The 26205-nt window shown below is 57.1% G+C and carries 15 protein-coding genes, 2 tRNA genes and 3 rRNA genes; 18 read left to right on the top strand and 2 right to left on the bottom strand.

Annotation, left to right across the window (positions count from 1 at the left end):
- Nucleotides 1-161: 161 nt before the first annotated feature.
- The 17 genes from AC0IYN_RS15265 (at nucleotide 162) to yfiB (ending at nucleotide 23706) form a co-directional block, all read left to right on the top strand.
- Nucleotides 162-1886, top strand: coding sequence for an acetolactate synthase 3 large subunit (locus AC0IYN_RS15265; protein ID WP_025857141.1), 1725 nt, complete (start codon nucleotides 162-164; stop codon nucleotides 1884-1886).
- 2 nt (nucleotides 1887-1888) lie between these two features.
- Complete coding sequence (gene ilvN, locus AC0IYN_RS15270) at nucleotides 1889-2380, top strand: acetolactate synthase small subunit (protein ID WP_003176102.1); 492 nt, start codon at nucleotides 1889-1891, stop codon at nucleotides 2378-2380.
- Between the two features lie 47 nt (nucleotides 2381-2427).
- Complete coding sequence (ilvC, locus tag AC0IYN_RS15275) at nucleotides 2428-3444, top strand: ketol-acid reductoisomerase (RefSeq protein ID WP_003176099.1); 1017 nt, start codon at nucleotides 2428-2430, stop codon at nucleotides 3442-3444.
- 144 nt (nucleotides 3445-3588) lie between these two features.
- Nucleotides 3589-4446, top strand: coding sequence for a CDP-diacylglycerol--serine O-phosphatidyltransferase (pssA, locus tag AC0IYN_RS15280; RefSeq protein WP_078050193.1), 858 nt, complete (start codon nucleotides 3589-3591; stop codon nucleotides 4444-4446).
- A gap of 63 nt (nucleotides 4447-4509) precedes the next feature.
- On the top strand, nucleotides 4510-5523 hold the full coding sequence (msrP, locus tag AC0IYN_RS15285) for a protein-methionine-sulfoxide reductase catalytic subunit MsrP (RefSeq protein WP_471842137.1): 1014 nt from the start codon (nucleotides 4510-4512) through the stop codon (nucleotides 5521-5523).
- Nucleotides 5523-6143, top strand: coding sequence for a protein-methionine-sulfoxide reductase heme-binding subunit MsrQ (msrQ, locus tag AC0IYN_RS15290; protein ID WP_471842140.1), 621 nt, complete (start codon nucleotides 5523-5525; stop codon nucleotides 6141-6143). Before msrP ends, msrQ begins: the two co-directional genes overlap by 1 nt.
- A gap of 545 nt (nucleotides 6144-6688) precedes the next feature.
- A 16S ribosomal RNA gene (locus tag AC0IYN_RS15295) occupies nucleotides 6689-8225 on the top strand.
- Nucleotides 8226-8307: 82 nt separating this feature from the next.
- A tRNA-Ile gene (locus AC0IYN_RS15300) sits at nucleotides 8308-8384 on the top strand.
- A 30-nt stretch (nucleotides 8385-8414) separates the two neighbouring features.
- Nucleotides 8415-8490: transfer RNA gene (locus AC0IYN_RS15305), tRNA-Ala, on the top strand.
- Between the two features lie 249 nt (nucleotides 8491-8739).
- Nucleotides 8740-11631 (top strand): 23S ribosomal RNA (locus AC0IYN_RS15310).
- Between the two features lie 157 nt (nucleotides 11632-11788).
- Nucleotides 11789-11904 (top strand): 5S ribosomal RNA (rrf, locus tag AC0IYN_RS15315).
- Together the 16S, 23S and 5S rRNA genes with 2 tRNA genes alongside form the textbook arrangement of a ribosomal RNA operon.
- 143 nt (nucleotides 11905-12047) lie before the next feature.
- Nucleotides 12048-15497, top strand: a complete 3450-nt coding sequence (gene recC / locus AC0IYN_RS15320; protein ID WP_471842142.1) for an exodeoxyribonuclease V subunit gamma — start codon at nucleotides 12048-12050, stop codon at nucleotides 15495-15497.
- Entirely contained in the window at nucleotides 15494-19168 is a 3675-nt protein-coding gene (recB, locus tag AC0IYN_RS15325) for an exodeoxyribonuclease V subunit beta (RefSeq protein ID WP_471842145.1), read from the top strand. Before recC ends, recB begins: the two co-directional genes overlap by 4 nt.
- Nucleotides 19165-21234 carry an exodeoxyribonuclease V subunit alpha gene (recD, locus tag AC0IYN_RS15330; protein WP_471842148.1) on the top strand — a complete coding sequence of 690 codons (2070 nt, stop codon included), beginning with the start codon at nucleotides 19165-19167 and terminating at the stop codon, nucleotides 21232-21234. Before recB ends, recD begins: the two co-directional genes overlap by 4 nt.
- A gap of 141 nt (nucleotides 21235-21375) precedes the next feature.
- Entirely contained in the window at nucleotides 21376-21951 is a 576-nt protein-coding gene (gene yfiR / locus AC0IYN_RS15335) for a regulatory sequestration protein YfiR (protein ID WP_406599923.1), read from the top strand.
- Nucleotides 21948-23210 carry a diguanylate cyclase DgcN/YfiN gene (gene dgcN / locus AC0IYN_RS15340; protein WP_457240033.1) on the top strand — a complete coding sequence of 421 codons (1263 nt, stop codon included), beginning with the start codon at nucleotides 21948-21950 and terminating at the stop codon, nucleotides 23208-23210. The genes yfiR and dgcN overlap by 4 nt, the downstream gene beginning before the upstream one ends.
- 4 nt (nucleotides 23211-23214) lie before the next feature.
- Nucleotides 23215-23706, top strand: a complete 492-nt coding sequence (gene yfiB, locus AC0IYN_RS15345; protein WP_471842155.1) for an outer membrane lipoprotein YfiB — start codon at nucleotides 23215-23217, stop codon at nucleotides 23704-23706.
- Between the two features lie 160 nt (nucleotides 23707-23866).
- On the opposite strand, the gene AC0IYN_RS15350 is transcribed toward yfiB, so the two are convergent.
- Nucleotides 23867-24157 (bottom strand): DUF3077 domain-containing protein, encoded by a 291-nt coding sequence (locus AC0IYN_RS15350; protein WP_471842158.1) that lies wholly within the window; start codon nucleotides 24155-24157, stop codon nucleotides 23867-23869.
- Nucleotides 24158-24630: 473 nt separating this feature from the next.
- On the opposite strand from AC0IYN_RS15350, the gene AC0IYN_RS15355 reads away from it, so the two are divergent.
- Nucleotides 24631-25008, top strand: a complete 378-nt coding sequence (locus AC0IYN_RS15355; RefSeq protein WP_471842160.1) for a hypothetical protein — start codon at nucleotides 24631-24633, stop codon at nucleotides 25006-25008.
- 98 nt (nucleotides 25009-25106) lie between these two features.
- Here AC0IYN_RS15355 and AC0IYN_RS15360 read toward each other — a convergent pair whose 3' ends face one another.
- Nucleotides 25107-26024 carry an HNH endonuclease gene (locus AC0IYN_RS15360; RefSeq protein ID WP_471842162.1) on the bottom strand — a complete coding sequence of 306 codons (918 nt, stop codon included), beginning with the start codon at nucleotides 26022-26024 and terminating at the stop codon, nucleotides 25107-25109.
- Nucleotides 26025-26205: the final 181 nt, after the last annotated feature.

Here is a 26205-nt window from a genome sequence, read left to right on the forward strand (position 1 = left end):
GGGTGGGAAAAGCCCGCAACACTTGGGACGATCCCAATACTTGCTCAGTCAGTGCTGACGTAGTCGGCGACCACCGTCGCTCATGCTCTGTTGAGAAGTAAACCTATTAAGACCCGTCGGTTTTCAACGGACGGTATTCTGGCGTTTTAGAGGTGAACAACGTGGAGCTTTTATCTGGCGGTGAGATGCTCGTCCGCTTTTTGCGTGACGAAGGCGTCGACTATATCTACGGGTACCCAGGTGGTGCTCTGCTGCATGTCTACGACGCACTGTTCAAGGAACCGGCTGTTACCCACATCCTGGTTCGCCACGAACAGGCCGCGACCCATATGGCTGACGGTTATGCCCGTGCCACCGGTAAAGCCGGCGTGGTACTGGTAACGTCCGGCCCAGGCGCAACCAATGCCATTACCGGCATCGCGACTGCGTATATGGACTCCATCCCGATGGTGATCATTTCCGGCCAGGTGGCTAGCACCATGGTTGGTACCGATGCATTCCAGGAAACCGACATGATCGGTATCTCCCGGCCGATCGTGAAACACAGCTTCATGATCAAGCACGCGTCGGAAATCCCGGAAGTCATGAAAAAGGCGTTCTACCTCGCACAGTCCGGTCGTCCGGGTCCTGTGGTGGTCGATATCCCGAAAGACATGACCAACCCGGCCGAGAAATTCGAATACGTCTTCCCGAAGAAAGCCAAGCTGCGTTCCTACAGCCCGGCCGTCCGTGGGCACTCGGGGCAAATCCGCAAGGCCGCAGAAATGCTCCTGGCGGCCAAGCGTCCAGTGCTGTACTCGGGTGGTGGCGTGATTCTGGGCGGTGGTTCTGCACCGTTGACCGAGCTGGCCAAGCTGCTCAACCTGCCGGTGACCAATACCTTGATGGGCCTCGGTGCCTTCCCGGGTTCGGACCGTCAGTTCGTCGGCATGCTCGGCATGCACGGCAGCTACACCGCCAACCTGGCGATGCACCACGCCGATGTGATCCTGGCAGTGGGCGCGCGTTTCGATGACCGCGTGATCAACGGCGCGAGCAAATTCTGCCCGAATGCCAAGATCATCCATATCGACATCGACCCGGCGTCCATCTCCAAGACCATCAAGGCCGACGTGCCGATTGTAGGTCCTGTTGAAAGCGTATTGACCGAAATGGTCGCTGCACTCAAGGACATCGGCGAGACGCCAAACAAAGAATCCGTGGCCAGCTGGTGGAAGCAGATCGACGAATGGCGCGGTGATCGCGGCCTGTTCCCTTACGACAAGGGCGACGGCAGCATCATCAAGCCACAAACCGTGATCGAGACCCTGTGCGAAGTGACCAAGGGCGACGCTTTTGTGACCTCCGACGTGGGCCAGCACCAGATGTTCGCCGCGCAGTACTACAAGTTCGACAAGCCTAACCGCTGGATCAACTCCGGCGGCCTGGGCACGATGGGCTTTGGTTTCCCTGCGGCCATGGGCGTGAAGCTGAGCTTCCCGGACACCGACGTCGCGTGCGTCACCGGTGAGGGCAGCATCCAGATGAACATCCAGGAACTGTCGACGTGCCTGCAGTACGGCCTTCCGGTGAAGATTGTCTGCCTGAACAACGGCGTGCTGGGCATGGTTCGTCAATGGCAGGACATGAGCTACAACAGCCGTCACTCCCATTCCTACATGGAGTCGCTGCCGGATTTCGTAAAATTGGTTGAAGCCTATGGCCACGTCGGCATTCGCATCACCGATTTGAAAGATCTGAAGCCGAAGATGGAAGAGGCGTTCGCCATGAAGGACCGCCTGGTGTTCATTGATATTCAGGTGGATACCAGCGAGCACGTCTACCCGATGCAGATCAAAGACGGCTCTATGCGCGACATGTGGCTGAACAAGACGGAGCGTACTTAATCATGCGGCACATTATCTCCCTGCTTCTGGAGAACGAGCCCGGCGCTCTGTCTCGTGTTGTCGGCCTGTTTTCGCAGCGCAACTACAACATCGAAAGCCTGACCGTGGCTCCGACCGAAGACCCGACACTGTCGCGCCTGACGTTGACGACTGTTGGCCACGATGAGGTGATCGAGCAGATCACCAAGAACCTCAACAAGCTGATCGAAGTGGTCAAGCTGGTCGACCTGTCGGAAAGTGCCCACATCGAGCGCGAGCTCATGTTGGTGAAGGTCAAGGCCACGGGTGCCCAACGTGCCGAGATCAAACGCACTACCGACATTTATCGCGGGCAGATCGTCGATGTGAGCGCCAGCGTTTATACCGTTCAACTGACCGGTACAAGCGACAAGCTGGACAGCTTCATCCAGTCGATCGGGACGGCCTCGATTCTGGAAACCGTACGCAGTGGTGTCACCGGGATTGCCCGTGGCGACAAAGTACTCAGCATCTAACCCAAATTAGCGAATGGCCTTACGGCCTGGATATATAGAGGAACCTCATGAAAGTTTATTACGATAAAGATTGTGACCTGTCGATCATCCAGGGCAAGAAAGTCGCCATCATCGGCTACGGTTCCCAGGGCCACGCTCAAGCGTGCAACCTGAAAGATTCCGGCGTTGACGTGACCGTTGGCCTGCGTAAAGGCTCGGCCACTGTTGCCAAGGCTGAAGCCCATGGCTTGAAAGTGACTGACGTTGCTTCCGCCGTTGCTGCTGCCGACCTGGTCATGATCTTGACCCCGGACGAGTTCCAGTCCGCGCTGTACAAGAACGAAATCGAGCCGAACATCAAGAAGGGCGCCACCCTGGCCTTCTCCCACGGCTTCGCGATTCACTACAACCAGGTTGTGCCACGCGCTGACCTGGACGTGATCATGATCGCGCCAAAAGCGCCGGGTCACACTGTACGTTCCGAGTTCGTCAAAGGCGGCGGTATCCCTGACTTGATCGCGATCTACCAGGACGCATCGGGCAACGCCAAGAACGTGGCACTGTCCTACGCTGCTGGCGTCGGTGGCGGTCGTACCGGCATCATCGAAACCACCTTCAAGGACGAGACCGAAACCGACCTGTTCGGCGAACAAGCCGTACTGTGCGGCGGTACCGTCGAACTGGTTAAAGCCGGTTTCGAAACCCTGGTTGAAGCAGGCTACGCGCCAGAAATGGCCTACTTCGAATGCCTGCACGAACTGAAGCTGATCGTTGACCTCATGTACGAAGGCGGTATCGCCAACATGAACTACTCGATCTCCAACAACGCCGAATACGGCGAGTACGTGACTGGCCCGGAAGTGATCAACGCCGAGTCCCGTCAGGCCATGCGCAACGCCCTGAAACGTATTCAGGACGGCGAATACGCCAAAATGTTCATCAGTGAAGGCGCTACCGGCTACCCTTCGATGACCGCCAAGCGTCGTAACAACGCCGCTCACGGTATCGAAGTCATCGGCGAGCAACTGCGCTCCATGATGCCGTGGATCGGTGCCAACAAGATCGTCGACAAAGCCAAGAACTAAGTCGTACGAATCAAGAGAAAACGCGGCTTAGGCCGCGTTTTTTCGTTTGGGCGGCGGGTTCTGGTATAAAGCTGCATCGTTTGCGGGCGAACACTCGCCGCAAGTATTTGTCGAATTTTTTCACACCGTTGCAAGGTAAAGTCCATGAGCGAACGTCCCGAAGAGCCAAACCAGGCTCCTGACGCCGAAAGCCTGCTACCGATCGATGAGCATGTCGAAGAAGGGCATGACGCTGAAGGCCGCAAGGTCCGGCATCGTGGCATCTATCTGCTGCCCAACCTGTTCACCACGGCGAACCTATTTGCCGGGTTCTATTCCATCATCAACTCCATGAGCGCCCAAAGTGCGCTGGCGGCAGGCGATGCGGCGAATGCCAGCAAGTATTTTGGCTTTGCTGCAATCGCCATCTTCGTCGCCATGGTGCTCGATGGCCTGGATGGTCGTGTTGCACGCATGACTAATACGCAAAGTGCCTTCGGTGCCGAGTACGACTCGTTGTCCGACATGGTTGCGTTTGGCGTCGCCCCCGCGTTGCTGGCATTTGCCTGGGCGCTGGGTGATATGGGCAAGGTCGGCTGGATGGTTGCCTTCATCTATGTCGCGGGCGCTGCTTTGCGTCTGGCGCGCTTCAACACCCAGGTGGGGACCGCCGACAAGCGTTACTTCATCGGTTTGGCCAGCCCTGCTGCTGCAGGTGTGGTGGCGGGTATCGTCTGGGCGTTCAGTGATTACGGCATCCAGGGGTCGAAGATGTCGTTCCTGGTTGCCTTGATGGTGGCTGCCGCCGGCATGCTGATGGTCAGCAACATCAAGTACAACAGCTTCAAGGAACTGGACCTGAAAGGGCGTGTGCCTTTCGTGGCGATTCTGGCGGTGGTGCTGGTATTTGCCGTGGTGTTCAGTGATCCGCCGCGAATTCTGTTGCTGGCGTTCCTGGTTTACGCCGCGTCGGGGCCGGTTCAGTACTTGCTGCATCTGCGCCGCGACAAAACATTGCCTTAATGTAATTTCCCTCATACTCCGCAGTCTATTGGTGCATCAGTTCTCCAATGCTGCGGAGTTGCCATGTTAATCAAATTGCCTAAAACGTCCGATTGCCACGAATCGGATGTCACGCCTGAATCCTTCTACCTCTCTCGCCGCAGCCTGCTCGGTGGTGCGCTTGCCGGTATTGCAGCCAGCAGCTTGCCGCGTTGGGCCAGTGCTGACGAGGCCTCGCGTTATGCCGATGTTGAGGCGGGCAGGGCGCCGGGCTGGTTTGCCGAGAAGCTGCCGGGCACCAAATGGCAGGCCGTTACCGTGAAGGACGAGGCGATCACGCCCTTCAAGGACGCAACGCACTATAACAATTTCTATGAGTTCGGTACCGACAAGGGCGATCCGGCAGCCAATGCGGGCTCACTCAAGACCGAGCCTTGGAGTCTGGTCATTGATGGCGAGGTCGCGAAGCCAGGCCGCTATGCCCTGGAAGACTTCATGAAGCCTTATCAGTTGGAAGAGCGCATCTACCGTCTACGCTGTGTTGAGGCGTGGTCCATGGTGATCCCCTGGATCGGTTTCCCGATCTCAGCGTTGCTCAAGCAGGTCGAGCCGACCTCCAAAGCCAAATACATCCGTTTTGAAACCCTTCAGGACCCGAAGAGCATGCCGGGGCAGCGTTCGAGTTTTGGCTTGATCGACTGGCCTTATGTAGAGGGCTTGCGTCTGGATGAGGCGATGAACCCTTTGGCGATCCTGGCGGTAGGCATGTATGGGCGCGAATTGCCTAACCAGAACGGCGCACCGCTGCGCTTGGTGGTGCCGTGGAAGTATGGCTTCAAGAGTGTGAAGTCCATTGTGCGTATCAGTCTCGTGAGCGAGCAGCCCAAAACCACCTGGCAAAGCATTGCTGCCAATGAGTATGGGTTCTATGCAAATGTGAACCCGACGGTCGATCACCCACGCTGGACCCAGGCCCGGGAGCGCCGCCTGCCGAGCGGCTTGTTCAGTCCCAATGTGCGTGAGACGCAGATGTTCAACGGTTACTCGGATGAGGTGGCGTCTCTTTATACCGATCTCGATCTGCGGAAAAACTATTGATGCGTTACCCGATCTGGCGTGTTGGCGTCTTTATAGCGGCGGCGGTGTGGCCACTGTTCTGGCTCTATGAGGCGTGGAGTTCTGCCCTGGGGCCGGATCCGGGCAAGGTGCTAGTTGATAGGCTGGGGCTCGGTACTCTTATTCTTTTGCTGATCACCTTAGCAATGACGCCGCTGCAGAAACTCAGTGGTTGGGCGGGGTGGATAACGGTGCGTCGGCAACTGGGGTTGTGGTGCTTTGCCTATGTCGTGCTGCACTTGGCTGCATACTGCGTTTTTGTGCTTGGGTTGGACTGGTCTCAGCTGGGTGTGGAGTTGCGCAAGCGGCCCTACATTATTGTCGGGGCGTTGGCTTTCCTGTTGCTGTTGATATTGGCTGTGACGTCGAATCGTTACAGTCAGCGTCGTTTGGGAAGTCGTTGGAAGAAGCTTCACCGCCTGGTGTATGTGATTCTTGGACTTGGCTTGCTGCATATGCTGTGGATCGTGCGAGCTGATCTGAAGGAGTGGGCTATCTATGCGTCTATAGGTGCGTTGCTTTTGGTATTGCGGCTACCCCCCGTGATGCGACGAATCCCAAGGCTTATTGCGAAAAAACCACTTTCTGCAACAAAAATGTAATTAGGGGTTGACGGCAGATTCTGGAAGTCTATAATTCGCCCCACTTCCGGCGCAGTCGAAACGGAAAACTCCTTGGTAAACAAAGAGTTACGCAGAATTCGACAGCGACTTGCTTCAGTTCATCGAAGCCCAGAAGGAGTTGGTAGAGCAGTGTTGTTTGGCTCTATTAACGTTTCGATCTTCTCGGTCGAAAGCGGAGAAAAAGAGGTGTTGACAGCAGCGTGTAACGCTGTAGAATTCGCCTCCCGCTAACGAGAGATCGGAAGCGCAAGTGGTTGAAGTTATTGAAGAAATCTTCGAAAACTTCTGAAAATAATCACTTGACAGCAAATGAGGCTGCTGTAGAATGCGCGCCTCGGTTGAGACGAAAGATCTTAACCAACCGCTCTTTAACAACTGAATCAAGCAATTCGTGTGGGTGCTTGTGGAGTCAGACTGATAGTCAACAAGATTATCAGCATCACAAGTTACTCCGCGAGAAATCAAAGATGTAACCAACGATTGCTGAGCCAAGTTTAGGGTTTCTTAAAAACCCAAAGATGTTTGAACTGAAGAGTTTGATCATGGCTCAGATTGAACGCTGGCGGCAGGCCTAACACATGCAAGTCGAGCGGTAGAGAGAAGCTTGCTTCTCTTGAGAGCGGCGGACGGGTGAGTAATGCCTAGGAATCTGCCTGGTAGTGGGGGATAACGTTCGGAAACGGACGCTAATACCGCATACGTCCTACGGGAGAAAGCAGGGGACCTTCGGGCCTTGCGCTATCAGATGAGCCTAGGTCGGATTAGCTAGTTGGTGGGGTAATGGCTCACCAAGGCGACGATCCGTAACTGGTCTGAGAGGATGATCAGTCACACTGGAACTGAGACACGGTCCAGACTCCTACGGGAGGCAGCAGTGGGGAATATTGGACAATGGGCGAAAGCCTGATCCAGCCATGCCGCGTGTGTGAAGAAGGTCTTCGGATTGTAAAGCACTTTAAGTTGGGAGGAAGGGTTGTAGATTAATACTCTGCAATTTTGACGTTACCGACAGAATAAGCACCGGCTAACTCTGTGCCAGCAGCCGCGGTAATACAGAGGGTGCAAGCGTTAATCGGAATTACTGGGCGTAAAGCGCGCGTAGGTGGTTTGTTAAGTTGGATGTGAAATCCCCGGGCTCAACCTGGGAACTGCATTCAAAACTGACTGACTAGAGTATGGTAGAGGGTGGTGGAATTTCCTGTGTAGCGGTGAAATGCGTAGATATAGGAAGGAACACCAGTGGCGAAGGCGACCACCTGGACTAATACTGACACTGAGGTGCGAAAGCGTGGGGAGCAAACAGGATTAGATACCCTGGTAGTCCACGCCGTAAACGATGTCAACTAGCCGTTGGAAGCCTTGAGCTTTTAGTGGCGCAGCTAACGCATTAAGTTGACCGCCTGGGGAGTACGGCCGCAAGGTTAAAACTCAAATGAATTGACGGGGGCCCGCACAAGCGGTGGAGCATGTGGTTTAATTCGAAGCAACGCGAAGAACCTTACCAGGCCTTGACATCCAATGAACTTTCTAGAGATAGATTGGTGCCTTCGGGAACATTGAGACAGGTGCTGCATGGCTGTCGTCAGCTCGTGTCGTGAGATGTTGGGTTAAGTCCCGTAACGAGCGCAACCCTTGTCCTTAGTTACCAGCACGTAATGGTGGGCACTCTAAGGAGACTGCCGGTGACAAACCGGAGGAAGGTGGGGATGACGTCAAGTCATCATGGCCCTTACGGCCTGGGCTACACACGTGCTACAATGGTCGGTACAGAGGGTTGCCAAGCCGCGAGGTGGAGCTAATCCCATAAAACCGATCGTAGTCCGGATCGCAGTCTGCAACTCGACTGCGTGAAGTCGGAATCGCTAGTAATCGCGAATCAGAATGTCGCGGTGAATACGTTCCCGGGCCTTGTACACACCGCCCGTCACACCATGGGAGTGGGTTGCACCAGAAGTAGCTAGTCTAACCTTCGGGAGGACGGTTACCACGGTGTGATTCATGACTGGGGTGAAGTCGTAACAAGGTAGCCGTAGGGGAACCTGCGGCTGGATCACCTCCTTAATCGACGACATCAGCTGCTCCATAAGTTCCCACACGAATTGCTTGATTCATTGAAGAAGACGATAAGAAGCAGCCCGAAATTGGGTCTGTAGCTCAGTTGGTTAGAGCGCACCCCTGATAAGGGTGAGGTCGGCAGTTCGAATCTGCCCAGACCCACCAATTTTGTGTGGGAAACGCCTGTAGAAATACGGGGCCATAGCTCAGCTGGGAGAGCGCCTGCCTTGCACGCAGGAGGTCAACGGTTCGATCCCGTTTGGCTCCACCACTACTGCTTCTGAAAGTTATGAAAGCTTAGAAATGAGCATTCCATCAGGTTGATGGTGAATGTTGATTTCTAGTCTTTGATTAGATCGTTCTTTAAAAATTTGGGTATGTGATAGAAAGATAGACTGAACGTTACTTTCACTGGTAACGGATCAGGCTAAGGTAAAATTTGTGAGTTCTCTTAGTTGAGAAATTCGAATTTTCGGCGAATGTCGTCTTCACAGTATAACCAGATTGCTTGGGGTTATATGGTCAAGTGAAGAAGCGCATACGGTGGATGCCTTGGCAGTCAGAGGCGATGAAAGACGTGGTAGCCTGCGAAAAGCTTCGGGGAGTCGGCAAACAGACTTTGATCCGGAGATGTCTGAATGGGGGAACCCAGCCATCATAAGATGGTTATCTTGTACTGAATACATAGGTGCAAGAGGCGAACCAGGGGAACTGAAACATCTAAGTACCCTGAGGAAAAGAAATCAACCGAGATTCCCTTAGTAGTGGCGAGCGAACGGGGACTAGCCCTTAAGTGGCTTTGAGATTAGCGGAACGCTCTGGAAAGTGCGGCCATAGTGGGTGATAGCCCTGTACGCGAAAATCTCTTAGTCATGAAATCGAGTAGGACGGAGCACGAGAAACTTTGTCTGAATATGGGGGGACCATCCTCCAAGGCTAAATACTACTGACTGACCGATAGTGAACTAGTACCGTGAGGGAAAGGCGAAAAGAACCCCGGAGAGGGGAGTGAAATAGATCCTGAAACCGTATGCGTACAAGCAGTGGGAGCAGACTTTGTTCTGTGACTGCGTACCTTTTGTATAATGGGTCAGCGACTTATTTTCAGTGGCGAGCTTAACCGAATAGGGGAGGCGTAGCGAAAGCGAGTCTTAATAGGGCGTCTAGTCGCTGGGAATAGACCCGAAACCGGGCGATCTATCCATGGGCAGGTTGAAGGTTGGGTAACACTAACTGGAGGACCGAACCGACTACCGTTGAAAAGTTAGCGGATGACCTGTGGATCGGAGTGAAAGGCTAATCAAGCTCGGAGATAGCTGGTTCTCCTCGAAAGCTATTTAGGTAGCGCCTCATGTATCACTGTAGGGGGTAGAGCACTGTTTCGGCTAGGGGGTCATCCCGACTTACCAAACCGATGCAAACTCCGAATACCTACAAGTGCCGAGCATGGGAGACACACGGCGGGTGCTAACGTCCGTCGTGAAAAGGGAAACAACCCAGACCGTCAGCTAAGGTCCCAAAGTTATGGTTAAGTGGGAAACGATGTGGGAAGGCTTAGACAGCTAGGAGGTTGGCTTAGAAGCAGCCACCCTTTAAAGAAAGCGTAATAGCTCACTAGTCGAGTCGGCCTGCGCGGAAGATGTAACGGGGCTCAAACCATACACCGAAGCTACGGGTATCACGTAAGTGATGCGGTAGAGGAGCGTTCTGTAAGCCTGTGAAGGTGAGTTGAGAAGCTTGCTGGAGGTATCAGAAGTGCGAATGCTGACATGAGTAACGACAATGGGTGTGAAAAACACCCACGCCGAAAGACCAAGGTTTCCTGCGCAACGTTAATCGACGCAGGGTTAGTCGGTCCCTAAGGCGAGGCTGAAAAGCGTAGTCGATGGAAAACAGGTTAATATTCCTGTACTTCTGGTTATTGCGATGGAGGGACGGAGAAGGCTAGGCCAGCTTGGCGTTGGTTGTCCAAGTTTAAGGTGGTAGGCTGAGATCTTAGGTAAATCCGGGATCTTAAGGCCGAGAGCTGATGACGAGCTAACTTTTAGTTAGCGAAGTGGTTGATGCCATGCTTCCAAGAAAAGCTTCTAAGCTTCAGGTAACCAGGAACCGTACCCCAAACCGACACAGGTGGTTGGGTAGAGAATACCAAGGCGCTTGAGAGAACTCGGGTGAAGGAACTAGGCAAAATGGCACCGTAACTTCGGGAGAAGGTGCGCCGGTGAGGGTGAAGGACTTGCTCCGTAAGCTCATGCCGGTCGAAGATACCAGGCCGCTGCGACTGTTTATTAAAAACACAGCACTCTGCAAACACGAAAGTGGACGTATAGGGTGTGACGCCTGCCCGGTGCCGGAAGGTTAATTGATGGGGTTAGCTAACGCGAAGCTCTTGATCGAAGCCCCGGTAAACGGCGGCCGTAACTATAACGGTCCTAAGGTAGCGAAATTCCTTGTCGGGTAAGTTCCGACCTGCACGAATGGCGTAACGATGGCGGCGCTGTCTCCACCCGAGACTCAGTGAAATTGAAATCGCTGTGAAGATGCAGTGTATCCGCGGCTAGACGGAAAGACCCCGTGAACCTTTACTATAGCTTTGCACTGGACTTTGAATTTGCTTGTGTAGGATAGGTGGGAGGCTTTGAAGCGTGGACGCCAGTTCGCGTGGAGCCATCCTTGAAATACCACCCTGGCAACTTTGAGGTTCTAACTCAGGTCCGTTATCCGGATCGAGGACAGTGTATGGTGGGTAGTTTGACTGGGGCGGTCTCCTCCTAAAGAGTAACGGAGGAGTACGAAGGTGCGCTCAGACCGGTCGGAAATCGGTCGTAGAGTATAAAGGCAAAAGCGCGCTTGACTGCGAGACAGACACGTCGAGCAGGTACGAAAGTAGGTCTTAGTGATCCGGTGGTTCTGTATGGAAGGGCCATCGCTCAACGGATAAAAGGTACTCCGGGGATAACAGGCTGATACCGCCCAAGAGTTCATATCGACGGCGGTGTTTGGCACCTCGATGTCGGCTCATCACATCCTGGGGCTGAAGCCGGTCCCAAGGGTATGGCTGTTCGCCATTTAAAGTGGTACGCGAGCTGGGTTTAGAACGTCGTGAGACAGTTCGGTCCCTATCTGCCGTGGACGTTTGAGATTTGAGAGGGGCTGCTCCTAGTACGAGAGGACCGGAGTGGACGAACCTCTGGTGTTCCGGTTGTCACGCCAGTGGCATTGCCGGGTAGCTATGTTCGGAATAGATAACCGCTGAAAGCATCTAAGCGGGAAACTAGCCTCAAGATGAGATCTCACTGGAACCTTGAGTTCCCTGAAGGGCCGTCGAAGACTACGACGTTGATAGGTTGGGTGTGTAAGCGCTGTGAGGCGTTGAGCTAACCAATACTAATTGCCCGTGAGGCTTGACCATATAACACCCAAGCAATTTGACTACTCTAACGAGCATCAGATTGCGGTGTGTGAAGACGAAATGAACCGAAAGTTCGACGCTCACAAAACACCGAAAACTATCACATACCCAATTTGCTGAAGCGAGACCAACTGGTCACGACTCAGTACCCGAATTTCTTGACGACCATAGAGCATTGGAACCACCTGATCCCATCCCGAACTCAGCAGTGAAACGATGCATCGCCGATGGTAGTGTGGGGTTTCCCCATGTGAGAGTAGGTCATCGTCAAGATTAAATTCCGAAACCCCATTTGCGAAAGCAGATGGGGTTTTGTTTTGGGCGGTCGAAAAGACAGCTAACATCCGAGTTCCGCCAAAAACTGCCCACAGTGCTAAAGTCGCACCCTCGATTTTGCTTTTCCCAAGGAAGCCGTTATGCCGGATGCGACGTCCCTCAGTGCTGGATTCATGGTGGTTCACGGCAACCGCCTGGATGAACTGCGCAGCCTGGTGGTCAGCTGGATGCGCCGCTATCCCCTGGCGCCCCTGGAAAACGAAATTGCCCTGGTACAAAGCAACGGCATCGCTCAATGGCTCAAGCTGGCCCTGGCTGAAGATCCGGAAAAAGACGACATGGGCGGCTGCGGAATAGCCGCAGCAATCGATGTTCAATTGCCTGGCAGCTTTATGTGGCAGCTATATCGTATGGTCTTGGGCAAAGATGAAATTCCGCCCAAGTCCCTGCTCGACAAAGCCCCGCTGACCTGGCGCCTCATGCGACTGCTGCCGGAGCTTATCGATCAACCGCACTTCGAACCGCTGCAGCGTTTTCTCACCCACGACACCGATTTGCGCAAACGCTACCAACTCGCCGAGCGCCTGGCTGACTTGTTCGACCAATATCAGGTCTACCGCGCCGATTGGCTCGAAGACTGGGCTGCCGGCCGCCACCAACTGCGCAACGGTCGAGGCGAATCAAAACCGCTCAACCCAGCCAACTGCTGGCAAGCTGAACTATGGCGCGCACTGTTGCTGGATGTCGGTGAAGAAGGCATGGCCGAAAGTCGCGCCGGCGTTCACCAACGCTTTATCGAGCGCATCAATACAGTGGAAACAGCACCCGAGGGCCTGCCATCCCGAGTCATCGTTTTCGGCATCTCCTCGTTGCCGGCACAGGCACTGGAAGCCCTCGCCGGTCTCGCGCGATTCAGCCAAGTCTTGCTCTGCGTACACAACCCTTGTCGCCACCATTGGTCCGACATCGTCGCCGACAAAGACCTACTACGTAACGAATACAAGCGTCAGGCCCGCAAAGCGGGCATGCCAGTTACCATCGACCCACAAACCCTGCACCAGCACGCTCACCCATTATTGGCCGCGTGGGGTAAACAAGGCCGTGACTACATCAGCCTGCTGGACAGCTACGACGATCCCAACAGCTACCGCGCCGCATTCCGTGACGGCCGCATCGACCTGTTCAGTGACAGCGAACCGACCACACTGCTCAACCAGCTCCAGGACGATATTCTCGAACTGCGCCCACTCAACGAAACCCGCGAACTATGGCCTGCTGTCGATCTAGACCGCGATACCTCAATCCGCTTCCACATTGCACACAGCGCCCAACGCGAAGTGGAAATCCTCCACGACCAACTGCTCCAGCGCTTCAGCGCCGACCCCACGCTGCGCCCCCGGGACATCATCGTCATGGTCCCCGACGTCGACAGCTACGCACCGCACATCCGCGCCGTATTCGGCCAGCTTGAGCGCAACGACCCACGCTTCATTCCGTTCACCCTGACTGACCAAGGCCAGCGCGGTCGCGACCCTCTGCTCATTGCCGTCGAACACTTGCTGAAACTCCCCGATAGCCGCTTCCCTGTCAGCGAGATCCTCGACCTGCTCGACGTTCCGGCCCTGCGCGAACGCTTCGCCATCAAGGAGCGCGACCTGCCTACGCTGCATCGCTGGATAGAAGGTGCCGGCATCCGCTGGGGTCTCAACGCCGAACAACGTGCCGGCCTGGGCCTGCCAAAGGCGTTGGAACAAAACAGCTGGCGTTTCGGCCTGCGCCGCATGTTGCTCGGTTACGCCGTAGGCACCGGCGCCGCGTGTGATGGCATCGAGCCCTACGACGAAATCGGTGGCCTCGACGCCGCCCTGATCGGTCCACTGGTTGCCTTGCTCGACGCACTCAACGACGCCCATCAAGCTTTGTCGCAGCCCGCATCGCCCAAAGAGTGGGGCGAACGCCTGCAACGCCTGATGCAACTGTTCTTCCTGCCGAGCAGCGAACACGACGACTACCTGCTAGGCCAACTAGAACAACTCAGGGAGACTTGGCTAGAAACCTGCGAGTCCGTGGGTCTGCAGGATGAGTTACCGCTCACTGTCGTCCGTGAAGCTTGGCTCGCCGGCCTCGACCAAGGTCGCCTGTCCCAGCGCTTCCTCGCAGGAGCTGTCAATTTCTGCACCCTGATGCCCATGCGTGCGATCCCCTTCAAGCTGGTCTGCCTGCTCGGCATGAATGACGGTGATTACCCGCGCGCGCAACCACCGCTGGACTTCGACCTGATGGGCAGCGACTACCGCCCCGGCGACCGTTCACGCCGTGAAGACGACCGCTACCTGCTGCTCGAAGCGCTGCTTTCAGCACGTGACCAGCTCTATATCAGCTGGGTCGGCCGCAGCATCCGTGACAACAGTGACCGCCCGGCCTCGGTACTGATCGGTCAACTGCGTGACCATCTCGCCAGCGGCTGGCACCTCGCAAACAGTGACACGCCGCTGATTGACGCCATGACACAAGAGCATCCGCTGCAACCGTTCAGCGCCCGTTATTTCCATGAGGGCGATGCGCTGTTCAGCTACGCGCGCGAATGGCAGTTGCTCCACGAGGCCTCCGATGCCATCCCAGCCGAACACGACCTGGCTCCCCATCAACAGGAAGAACCCCTGAGTCTCGGCCAGCTTCAAGACTTCCTGCGCAACCCAGTCAAACACTTCTTCAGCCAACGCCTGAAAGTGTTCTTCGAAGCCGCCGAGGTGCCGCTGGCTGACGAAGAGCCCTTCGTTCTCGATGCACTGCAACGCTATAGCCTGAGCGACAGCCTGCTCAGCGCCGCACTCACACAACCCGATCACCTCGACCAGGCGCTGAATGCCCAGGCCCTGCGTTTACAAGGCAGTGGCCTGTTGCCGATGGTGGGTTTCGGTGAGTGCCTGCGCAACGAGCTGATCGAGCCCTTGCCCGATCTGCTGCGACGCTACCAGCAGTTGCTGGCCCTTTGGCCCACCCCGCACCCCGGCGCCGAACCCGTCAGTTTTGAGCATCATGGCGTTCAGTTGGAAGGCTGGGTCAGCAGTCTGCATCGGCGCAGTGATGGCGGTTTACTCAGCGTCACCACTATTCCCAACAGTATCGGCTCGATCAAGACCCGCAAATGGCATCGCCTGATTCGCCCCTGGGTCAATCACGTGGTCGCCTGTGCCTGCGGTCTACCGTTAAGCACCGGCTTGGTCGCCAGCGACGACACCCTGCTCCTGCCACCACTGGATAGATCCAATGCCCAGGAAATCCTCGGCAACCTGCTGCTCGCCTGGCAAGTCGGAATGAGCCAGCCACTGCCCGTTGCCGTGAAAACCGCTTTCGCGTGGCTCAGCCAAACCGATCCTGCCAAGGCGCAAGCAGCTGCCAGTAAAGCCTACGAAGGCGACGGCCTGACCACCGATGGCGAGCGTCGCGAAACCCCGGCGCTCACCCGGCAATTTCCCGACTACGCCACACTCATCGCCAGCGAAGAGTTCGAAGGGTGGTGCGAAACCCTCTATCGCCCGCTGCTCAACGCCCCATGGCGATCACTCACTGGCGAGGACGGCGCATGACCAGCAAACCCTTGGCCCTGGCCTTCCCGCTCAAAGGCAGCCAGCTGATTGAAGCCAGCGCTGGCACCGGCAAGACCTTCACCATCTCCGCCCTCTACCTGCGCCTGGTCCTCGGCCATGGAGGCGATGAATCAGGCTTTGGCCGCGAACTGCTGCCACCGCAAATCCTGGTAGTGACTTTCACCGATGCCGCCACCAAAGAACTGCGCGAACGCATCCGCATCCGCCTGGCCGAAGCCGCGCGGTTTTTTCGTGAAGAGATTGAACAGCCAGACGCCCTGATCGCCGATCTGCGCGCCGATTACCTAGCCGAACAATGGCCCGCCTGCGCCAATCGCCTGGACATCGCCGCCCAATGGATGGATGAAGCCGCCGTCTCGACCATCCACAGTTGGTGCCAGCGCATGCTGCGCGAACATGCCTTCGACAGTGGCAGCCTGTTCACCCAGACCCTGGAAACCGATCACATTGACTTGCTCGGCGAAGTATTGCGTGATTACTGGCGGCTGTTCTGCTACCCGATGCACGACGATGCGCTCAACTGGGTACGCAATAACTGGAGCGGCCCTGCCGCGCTGATGCCACGGGTACGCGCGTTGTTCGGCAGCGAACGGCCTACGGATGAAACCCGCGAGCCCGCCGAGCTAATCAACGCCTGCCTGCAAGAGCGCCGCGAAGCACTGCAGACACTCAAGGCCCCCTGGCAACAATGGGCCGCCGAGCTGCGCGATATCTGCCTGCAAGCCGTGGCCGCCAAGGCCGTCGATGGCCGCAAGATGCAAGCACGCTTCTTCGAGCCGTGGTTCGAAAAGATCAGCGCCTGGGCCACTGACGAATCCCTTGAGCAACTGGACATCGGCACCGGCTTCACCCGCCTGACGCCCGACGGCATGGCCGAAGCCTGGAAAGGCGAGCCGCCGCAGCATCCCGCTATCGACGCCATGGCCGGACTCAAGGCGGCCCTTGATGCGCTGCCGACCCCCGACGCCGCCGTGTTGCAGCACGCCGCTGGCTGGGTCGGCAAACGCTTTGAAGAAGAAAAGCGTCGCCGCGCCGAAATGGGTTTCGACGACATGCTTATCCGCCTCAACGCTGCGCTCCAGGCAGACGGCGGCGAACGCCTGGCCAGTGTGATCCGCGAGCAATTCCCAGTGGCCTTGATCGATGAGTTCCAGGACACCGACCCGGTGCAATACGCCATCTTCGACAGCATCTATCGCATCGAAGAAAACCACCTCGACAGTGGCCTGTTCCTGATCGGCGACCCCAAGCAAGCGATCTACGCCTTCCGTGGCGCCGATATCTACACTTACCTGCGCGCCCGTCAGTCCACCACCGGTCGTCACCACACCTTGGGCACCAACTTCCGCTCCAGCCACGCAATGGTGGAGGCCGTGAACCACGTGTTCCAGCGTGCAGAAACAGGTCGCGGCGCGTTCCTGTTCCGCGAGCCGAACGGTGAAAACCCGGTGCCTTTCCATTCGGTGCTGTCCCAGGGTCGCAAGGAGCAACTTCAGGTGGATGGCCAGACACTGCCAGCCATGAACCTCTGGCAGTTGCCTACTGACCAGCCGGTTTCCAACGTGCTGTATCGTCAGCAGCTTGCGGCGGCCTGTGCCACGCACATCGTTGAATTGCTCAACGGCGGGCAGCAAGGCAGCGCAGGCTTCCTACAACCGGACGGCAGCTTCAAAGGCGTGCGCCCGTCAGACATCGCCATCCTCGTGCGCGACGGCAAGGAGGCCCAGGCCGTACGTGCCGAACTGGCTGCCCGTGGTGTGCGCAGTGTGTATTTGTCCGACAAGGACTCGGTGTTCGCTGCCCAAGAGGCCCACGACCTGCTCGCCTGGCTAAAGGCCTGCGCCGAGCCGGATGTCGAGCGCCCGCTGCGCGCCGCCTTGGCGTGCGTCACCCTGAACCTGTCGTTGCCGGAACTGGAGCGTCTGAACCAGGATGAACTGGCGTGGGAAAGCCGCGTCATGCAGTTCCGTGGCTACCGCGCGATATGGCGGACCCAAGGCGTGCTGCCGATGCTGCGCCGCCTGCTGCACGACTTTAAATTGCCGCAAACCCTGATCGCACGCAGCGATGGCGAACGCGTGCTGACCAACCTGCTGCACCTCAGCGAATTGCTGCAACAAGCGGCATCGGAACTGGACGGCGAACAGGCACTGATCCGACATCTGGCCGAACACCTGGCACTCTCCGGCCAAGCGGGTGAAGAACAAATCCTGCGCCTGGAGAGTGATGAACAACTGGTCAAGGTGGTGACGATCCACAAGTCAAAAGGCCTGGAGTACGACCTGGTTTTCCTGCCGTTTATCTGCTCGGCCAAACCAGTGGACGGCAGCCGTTTACCGCTGCACTACCACGATGAACACGGCAAATCCCACGTCAGCCTGCGCCCTACGCCTGAGTTGATCGTCCAGGCTGATAACGAGCGCCTGGCCGAAGACCTGCGCCTGTTGTATGTAGCGCTTACCCGCGCCAAGCATGCATGCTGGCTGGGCATCGCCGACCTCAAGCGCGGCAACAGCAATAGCTCTGTATTGCACCTCTCAGCGCTGGGCTATTTGCTCGGCGCTGGCGCGTCGTTGGCGGAGTCTGCCGGTTTGGCGCGCTGGTTGTTGGACCTGCAAGCAGGGTGTCCCGCCATCGACTACAACCAAGTGCCCGACGCGCAAGACATCGTCTTTCACCCACCTCGCAACGAAGCCAGGCTGCGGGCGCCCTTGCTGCCCAAGCGCAAGGCTGCAGAAAACTGGTGGATTGCCTCCTACAGCGCGTTGCGCATCGGCGACAGCATGAGCGCCGCCACGCTCGAAGCGCCGGAGAGTCCACAGGCCCAGAAGCTCTTCGATGACGAGCGCCTCGACCCCGATGCACCGCGCGAAGTGGCGGCGTCCGGCGGCGATATTCACCGTTTCCCACGCGGCCCGAACCCAGGGACCTTCCTGCACGGTCTGCTGGAATGGGCGGGGGAGGAGGGCTTCAACGTCACGCCCGAGGCCATCGAAAAGGCCGTGGGCGCCCGCTGCAATCGGCGCAACTGGGAAGGCTGGATCATCACCCTCAGCGGCTGGCTCGGCCACCTGCTGCAAACGCCACTGCCTGTGGATAACGGCTACGTCCCCCTGAGCGCTTTGCAGCAGTACCAGATCGAGATGGAGTTCTGGTTCGCCAGCCACAAGGTCGACGTACTCGCCCTCGATAAGCTGGTGTGCCAATACACCCACAACGGCGTTTCCCGCGTCGCCGCCGAGCCTGTGCTGCTCAACGGCATGTTCAAGGGCTTCATCGATTTGACCTTCGAACATGACGGCCGCTATTACGTGGCCGATTACAAATCCAACTGGCTCGGTCCCGACGATTCGGCCTACACCTCGGACGCCATGGAACAGTCGATCCTCGATCATCGGTACGACCTGCAATACGTGCTTTACCTGCTGGCCCTGCACCGCCAACTCAAGGCGCGCCTGCCGGACTACGACTACGACCGCCATGTCGGCGGCGCGCTGTACCTGTTCCTGCGCGGCACCCAGTCGGCGAGCCAGGGTGCGTATTTCACCCGGCCGCCACGGGAACTGATCGAAGGCCTGGACCTGTTGTTCCAGGGCAAGCCCATCCCGCCCAAGGTTGAGCCCGCCTGGGAACAAGGAGTGTTGTTATGAGCCTGTCGCCGTTACCGCTGGAGGCGCTGATGCCCCTCAGCAAGGCCGCCGACCTGGTGCAACTGCTGGAGCGTTGGGTCGATCGCGGTTGGTTGCGTGCCTTGGACAAAGCCTTCGTCGGCTTCCTGCACGAACTGGATCCCCACGCTGACCCGCTGGTGCTGCTGGCTGCGGCGCTGACCAGCCATCAATTGGGCCATGGCCACGTCTGCCTCGACCTGTTCGAAACCCTCAAGGCGCCGGACTTTGCCCTGTCGTTGCCGCCTGAAGGCGACCTGCAAACCGGCGCCATGCTGCTGCCGTCGCAGTTGCTCGACGGCCTCGACGGCGCCCACTGGTGCCATGCGCTGGCCGCCAGCCATCTGGTGGCGTTGGCAGTTGATGGCAGCGAAGCCGCCCAGAGTCGCCCCTTGGTCCTGTCCGGCAAGCGCCTGTACCTGCGCCGCTATTGGACTTACGAGCGGCGCATCGACACCGCCTTGCGCCTGCGTCTTGCCACTCAGGAAAGCGTCGCCGCCGATTTGCCGCAGCGCCTCGACAGCCTGTTCGACCAACCGCCGCCCGATGGTGTGATCGACTGGCAAAAGCTCGCCTGCGCACTGGCTACCCGCGGTGCATTCAGCATCGTCACCGGCGGCCCCGGTACCGGCAAGACCACCACCGTGGTGCGCCTGCTCGCGCTGTTGCAGGCGCCGGCGGTGGAAACCGGCGGTCCATTGCGCATTCGCCTGGCCGCCCCCACCGGTAAGGCCGCCGCACGCCTGACCGAGTCCATCAGCCAACAAGTGCTGTCGCTGAAAGTGCCGGACAGCGTGAAGGAAAAGATCCCGACCCAGGTCACCACCGTTCACCGCTTGCTGGGCAGTCGCCCGGGCACGCGGCATTTTCGTCATCACATTGGCAACCCATTGCCCCTGGATGTGCTGGTCGTCGACGAAGCCTCGATGATCGACCTGGAAATGATGGCCAACCTGCTCGACGCCTTGCCGCCCCATGCTCGCCTGGTCCTGTTGGGCGACAAGGACCAACTGGCGTCGGTAGAGGCGGGCGCGGTACTGGGTGATTTGTGCCGTGACGCCGAAGCCGGCTTCTACAGCGCCGAAACCCGCCAATGGCTGCAAACCGTCAGCGGTGAAGACCTCAGCGCCAGTGGCCTGCAAGAAGATCTCGACGGTACCCATCCCCTGGCACAGCAAGTGGTGATGCTGCGCTACTCGCGACGTTTTGGCGAAGGCAGTGGCATCGGCCAACTGGCACGTTGGGTCAACCAGCAAAACGCCGAAGAAGCCCGCAAGCTGTTGGCGGCGCGCAGTCACGATGACCTGTTCTGTGTCAGCCTCAAGGGCGAGCATGACCATGCCCTGGAGCGCTTGGTACTGGACGGACAAGGTGGCGGTGCCCAGGGTTATCGCTATTACCTCAACCTGTTGCAAAGCGCGCGGCCAGCCCCCGGCACCCCACGTGAAGACCCCGCCTGGACCCTCTGGGCGCAGCAGCTGCTGCAAGCCTTCGACGCGTTCCAACTGCTCTGTGCGGTACGCAAAGGCCCCTGGGGCGTGGAAGGCCTGAACCTGCGCATGACCGCGGCCTTGCGCAAGGTGCGGCTGATCGAAGGCGACGAGCAATGGTACGAAGGCCGCCCGGTGCTGATGACCCGCAACGATTACGGCCTGGGCTTGATGAACGGTGACATCGGCATTGCACTCAAATTGCCCGAAAGCGACGGAGGCCCCCAGGTGCTGCGCGTGGCCTTCCCACGTAACGATGGCCAAGGCGGCGTGCGATTTGTGCTGCCCAGCCGTCTGAATGATGTGGAAACCGTGTACGCCATGACCGTGCATAAATCCCAGGGCTCGGAGTTCACCCATACTGCGCTGATCCTGCCGGATGCCTTGAACCCGGTGCTCACCAAAGAGTTGATCTACACCGGCATCACCCGAGCCAAGCGCTGGTTCAGCCTGATCGAGCCCCGTGGCGGCGTGTTCGAAGAAGCCGTGAGGCGCAAGGTCAAGCGCTTGAGTGGGTTGATGCTGGAGTTGGGTCACGAGCCTGAAAAAACTGACTGACAGGTCATGTGATATTTCTGATTCAGGCGTCTGATTTTTCTGAAAAAATAGCGGCCCCCGCGAAGACCCGTCTTCGCGGGGTTTTCCGCCGCTGTGCTATCGTTGCGGCATCATTTAAAAAATACCTGAGAGAATCGCTGCATGAACGTGGCTGTCTCGCCCACAGAGCGCAGTTTGAGCTGGAGACGCCTGCTGCTGGTGGCGGTCCTGTGTGTGCTTACGCCGCACGCTTCTGCCCAGGCATCCGACCCCGCAGGCCTTGCTGCGCAACGCGCCCAGGCGGTCACCCAAGTGGTATTGGGTATCCTCAGTTATGCGCGCTGGCCGGTTGAGCCTGCGCAATTGCGCCTGTGTATCGTCGGCCCGACCCAATACACCGACGACTTGATCAAAGGCACCACACAGGCCACCGGCCGTCCGGTCGTGGTGCAGCGTCTGCTGGCCAGCCATTCGGATATCGTCAACGCGTGCGATGCGGTGTACATCGGCAAACTCAGTGCCGATGAGCGTGGCCAGCTGTTTACCTCGTTGATCGGTCATCCGGTGCTCAGCATCAGCGAAGGCGGCGACCAGTGTACGGTGGGCAGCCTGTTCTGCCTGCGGGTGGGGGATGAGCAGGTGTCCTTCGAGGTCAACCTCGACTCCGTGGCGCGCAGCGGCGTGCGCATTCACCCCAGCGTGCTGCAGTTGTCCCGTCGCCGAGCGCCTGCGCCATGAAGGTCGATAAAGTGCGACCGACATTGCGCTCGGTCATCGGCCGAGGGCACCTGATCCTGGCGCTGGTAGCCGTGATCCTGGCGAGCGTCTCGCTGACCTTGCTGGGGGTGTTGGCGCTGCGGGTGTATGCCGAACACAACCTGCACCTGATCGCGCGCTCCATCAACTACACCGTGGAAGCGGCGGTGGTGTTCAACGACAGCGCGGCAGCCACCGAAGCCCTCAGCCTGATCGCTTCCACCGAAGAGGTGGCCCAGGCCGAAGTCTTCGACGCCAATGGCAAGTTGCTGGCGCAGTGGATACGCCCGGATACCGGCATGCTCTCGCGGGTTGAACTGGAACTGGCGCACACCTTGCTCGAACAACCCATCAGCCAGCCGATCCTCCACCAAGGGCGAGCCATCGGCAGTACTCACCTCACGGGGCACGGTGGCAGCCTGCTGCGCTTCCTGCTCAGCGGCCTGGCCGGGATCCTCATCTGCACCGCGCTCAGCGCGTGGATCGCCCTGCACTTGGCGCGACGCTTGTTGCGCGGTATCACCGGCCCACTGCAAAGCCTCGCCGCCGTGGCCCACGCCGCCCGCAGCGAGCGCGACTTCGACCGCCGCGTACCACCGGCAAAAATCGCCGAACTCGACAGCCTGGGCAGTGACTTCAACGCCCTGCTCGGCGAGATGGAGGCCTGGCAAAACCACCTGCAAAGCGAAAACGAATCCCTCGCCCACCAGGCCAACCACGACAGCCTCACCGGCCTGCCCAACCGCGCGTTCTTCGAAGGCCGATTGATCCGTGCCCTGCGCAGCGCGGCCAAGGCCAAAGAGCAGCTGGCAGTGCTGTACCTCGACAGCGATCGCTTCAAAGAGATCAATGACAGCTTTGGCCACGCTGCCGGTGACGCCGTGCTCGTGGCCGTCGCCGAACGTGTACGGGCCCAGTTGCGTGAGGATGACCTGGTGGCGCGCCTGGGCGGTGACGAGTTCGCCATCCTGCTGGCGCCGCTGCACAAGGTAGAAGACGCCCAGCGCATCGCCGACAAGATCATCGCCAGCATGGACCTGCCGATCCCCGTGCCCGGCAACACCCAGGTATTGACCTCCCTCAGTATTGGCATCGCCATCTACCCTGATCATGGCGCCACACCCGGCACCTTGCTCAATGCTGCCGACGCGGCGATGTACCAGGCCAAACGTTTGTCCTCGGGCGGCCAGCAAACGGCAGAGTCGGAGCCCTCCGCCGCCAACGTTCACCACAGGAGCTGATCCCTTGTTCTCGACCGTGCGTTTCATGTTTATCCCCCTGCTGGTGGCACTGCTCGCCCTCGGCGGCTGCCAGACGCCACCCCCCAAAGGCCTTACCCCGGCGCAAGTAGCGGTCCTCAAGCAGCAAGGCTTTGAACTGACCGACGAAGGCTGGGCATTCGGCCTGTCCGGCAAAGTACTGTTCGGCAGCGACGTCGAGACGCTCAACCCACCCAGCACCGAGATCGTCCAACGCATCGGCAAGGCCCTGCTGGGCGTCGGCATCGAACGCGTCCGCGTCGACGGCCACACCGATGCGTCGGGCAAGGAAACCTACAACCAGCAACTGTCCCTGCGCCGCGCAAAAAGCGTGGCGACGGTGTTGACCGGTGTGGGCATGAAGGAAGAGAACATCCAGCTGCGCGGGCTGGGCAGCAGCGAGCCGGTGGCACCGAACACCACGGTGGCGGGGCGCACCGAGAATCGGCGGGTGTCGATCGTGGTGAAGTCGGACTGAACCCGTCCCGCCAATCTCAATGTGAAACCCAATCAACTTTGGGAGCTGGCTTGCCTGCGATAGCGGTGTCTCAGTACCGGATGTACTGGCTGATACACAGCCATCGCAGGCAAGCCAGCTCCCACAGTGGGTTTTGCGGTGTGCTTGAGACCTCGTTCGCTTAACGGCCCGGCGTCATCGCTTGCGTCAGGTCATCAACCACGGCCTTACCCATCTCACACAGGTAATGCGCGGCCCACGCGTATTGTTCGCCGCGCACATCCATGGCGGCTTCCATTGCGAGTTTCTTGGAGTAAAAAAGCAGGGTGGAGGCGTGCTCTAAAGCTTCCTCAATGGGCATGCCGGCGTTGACGCGGAACAGCGGTTTTTGGTTTTCGCCGTAGTCGCCGAAGGTGACTACGCCGAGGGTGGTGATGGAGGAGAGCGGTGGATCGGGGACGATTTTAGTCATGATCTATACCTGGGAGTTTAGGGAGCCACCCACTCATGTCGCTAAACATGAAAGGGTGGCAGCTGTACGCAGGTTAGCGAACCGGACCCAGGACCCGGCAGACCCGAAGGTCTCCCACGCACAGCCGCCATAACACGACAACGACGAGCATGAAGCGCTTGACGTTGGAGGCTGTGTCCGGGTTCGGGTCGCTAAACCCGTTCGCTGATGTCAGCGAAATACGGAGGCTAATGACTCGAACCCTAAGGCACAATAGGTCGGAGATTCTCTAGGAAACGTCCTGCAATTTAAAGAGAATCGTCGTTGATAGCCCTTTAATGCCGTAAAAATTTGACCTACGTCCTGCGTAGTGAGTCTTCGCTCAGCCCCGCGCAGCTTACAGATGAAGTTCATATCACCTGTGTACTTTAACGTTGGCCTTCACGTGCTCTCTTGAAATGCTAAGATTTTGCAATCAAAGGACGGAGCTCCGCATGCGAAATTTAGACCTATACGGAAACCAAAAAGTGAATACAGAACTCCATCTACGGGTGGCTGTAATCGATTTATTACCATCAGAGGGAGAGAAAGCAGCGCGAATGATGGCGTGGGGAGCCTTCGAGGATGATAGGTTGAAGCTTGCTGATGATAATGAATTGATTGCTAATTTGGCTAGGCTTAAGTATTTAGAGGCAAAAGAGTTGTTTCCGTCTCTCGGGATGAAGATGGATATTGAGCAGCATGAGTTTGTGGGTTTGTTTTTTGATGAGCTTGGCGTAATTAATCAAAAGGTAACCAAGAAAAGCGTTCAGGTTATTTTCTATATTTTTGTTGCTCTTGGCCTATTTGGGATTTATAAAATTTTGTTTTGACTTTTTATAGAGGAGATTTGTGTTTGTTTTGGGGGGGTTATTCCGCTAGATAAGCTGTGATTGGTTATATTTTGTATTTGATTACTTTGAAGTAATTATTATGGTAGGCCTGGTAATGGCCATATTGAAGGCATCCAATGGAGGTCGTCATTATTAATTGAGTGGTTCGGGCTACGATTGGGGATTTCAAATGAATCTGTTGTTTTGAATTTTTCATAGAGTTGATCTGAGTTTTCTTCTCCGTCTACATAACCAACTACAATATGATAGGTCGGGGTTGAGTTGTTGGGGAGTATCCTGATTTCCACTATAATTAATAGCTTGCCCGGGGCTTTGAGATAAATTGTTTTCATCTCATAACCTAGCTCTAATTTCATATCAGAGTAGCTTCCTCTGCCGCCAACTATGTAAGATAAATTTTTCTTTTGACCAAGAATATATGGCAAGCAGATTGGGTGGAAGTCGCTTGGAGCCAAAGTGCATAGCGCTTGCCCATAAGCTATTTTTGCCAGTAGTCGTGCAAAACTGTCCGGTACATGTCTAAAGCTCATTACGGGGCGCTGCCCATACTTAGCGGTGAAACTATTTATTTTTTCCTCGTCGACGGGTGACACTAATTCCCAGCTTTGTGAAAGATCAACGGACTCTGGGAGCCCCTGTAAAATTCCGGCCTTTGGCATCTTGTAAAACACCATTACGGCAGGACAATCTTTTGTTGGGATTTTAATTTTATAGCCTGGATTCTTCTCGTCGCGCATAAGTATGTATTTAGGTCTTTTTTTCTTGCGGCGTGAGGGCGCGTTGTAGACTATTCTTGCATCGCCCCAAAGCTCTCTAGAAACATCCATTTCAAATCGTGACGTTATTTTTGCGCAATTATCACAGCTTGCCTCTTTAAGTACGTGGGAGCCTCCTATGAAATAAGGCATGATATGTTCGTCAGTCAATCTCACACCTGAGGCTTTGCAGTAAATACAGAAGCCTCGTGAAGGAATGTGCGTTGGTCCATAGCTCATACAAATATAGGCCCCTTGCTGAGTGACTCTGAACGTCTAGAGTTTTTATTAGGTTGGGTAAAGGTCTAATTTTACCTTGGCAGAATACAGGTTGCGTTACGTAGCTGAGGGCTCCTTCCAAAGATTTTTTATAATGGGCCACCCACCGAATTGCAGAAGCGGGAGTAGGATTCTAGAGATA

Source organism: Pseudomonas sp. AC112 (assembly GCF_979253545.1).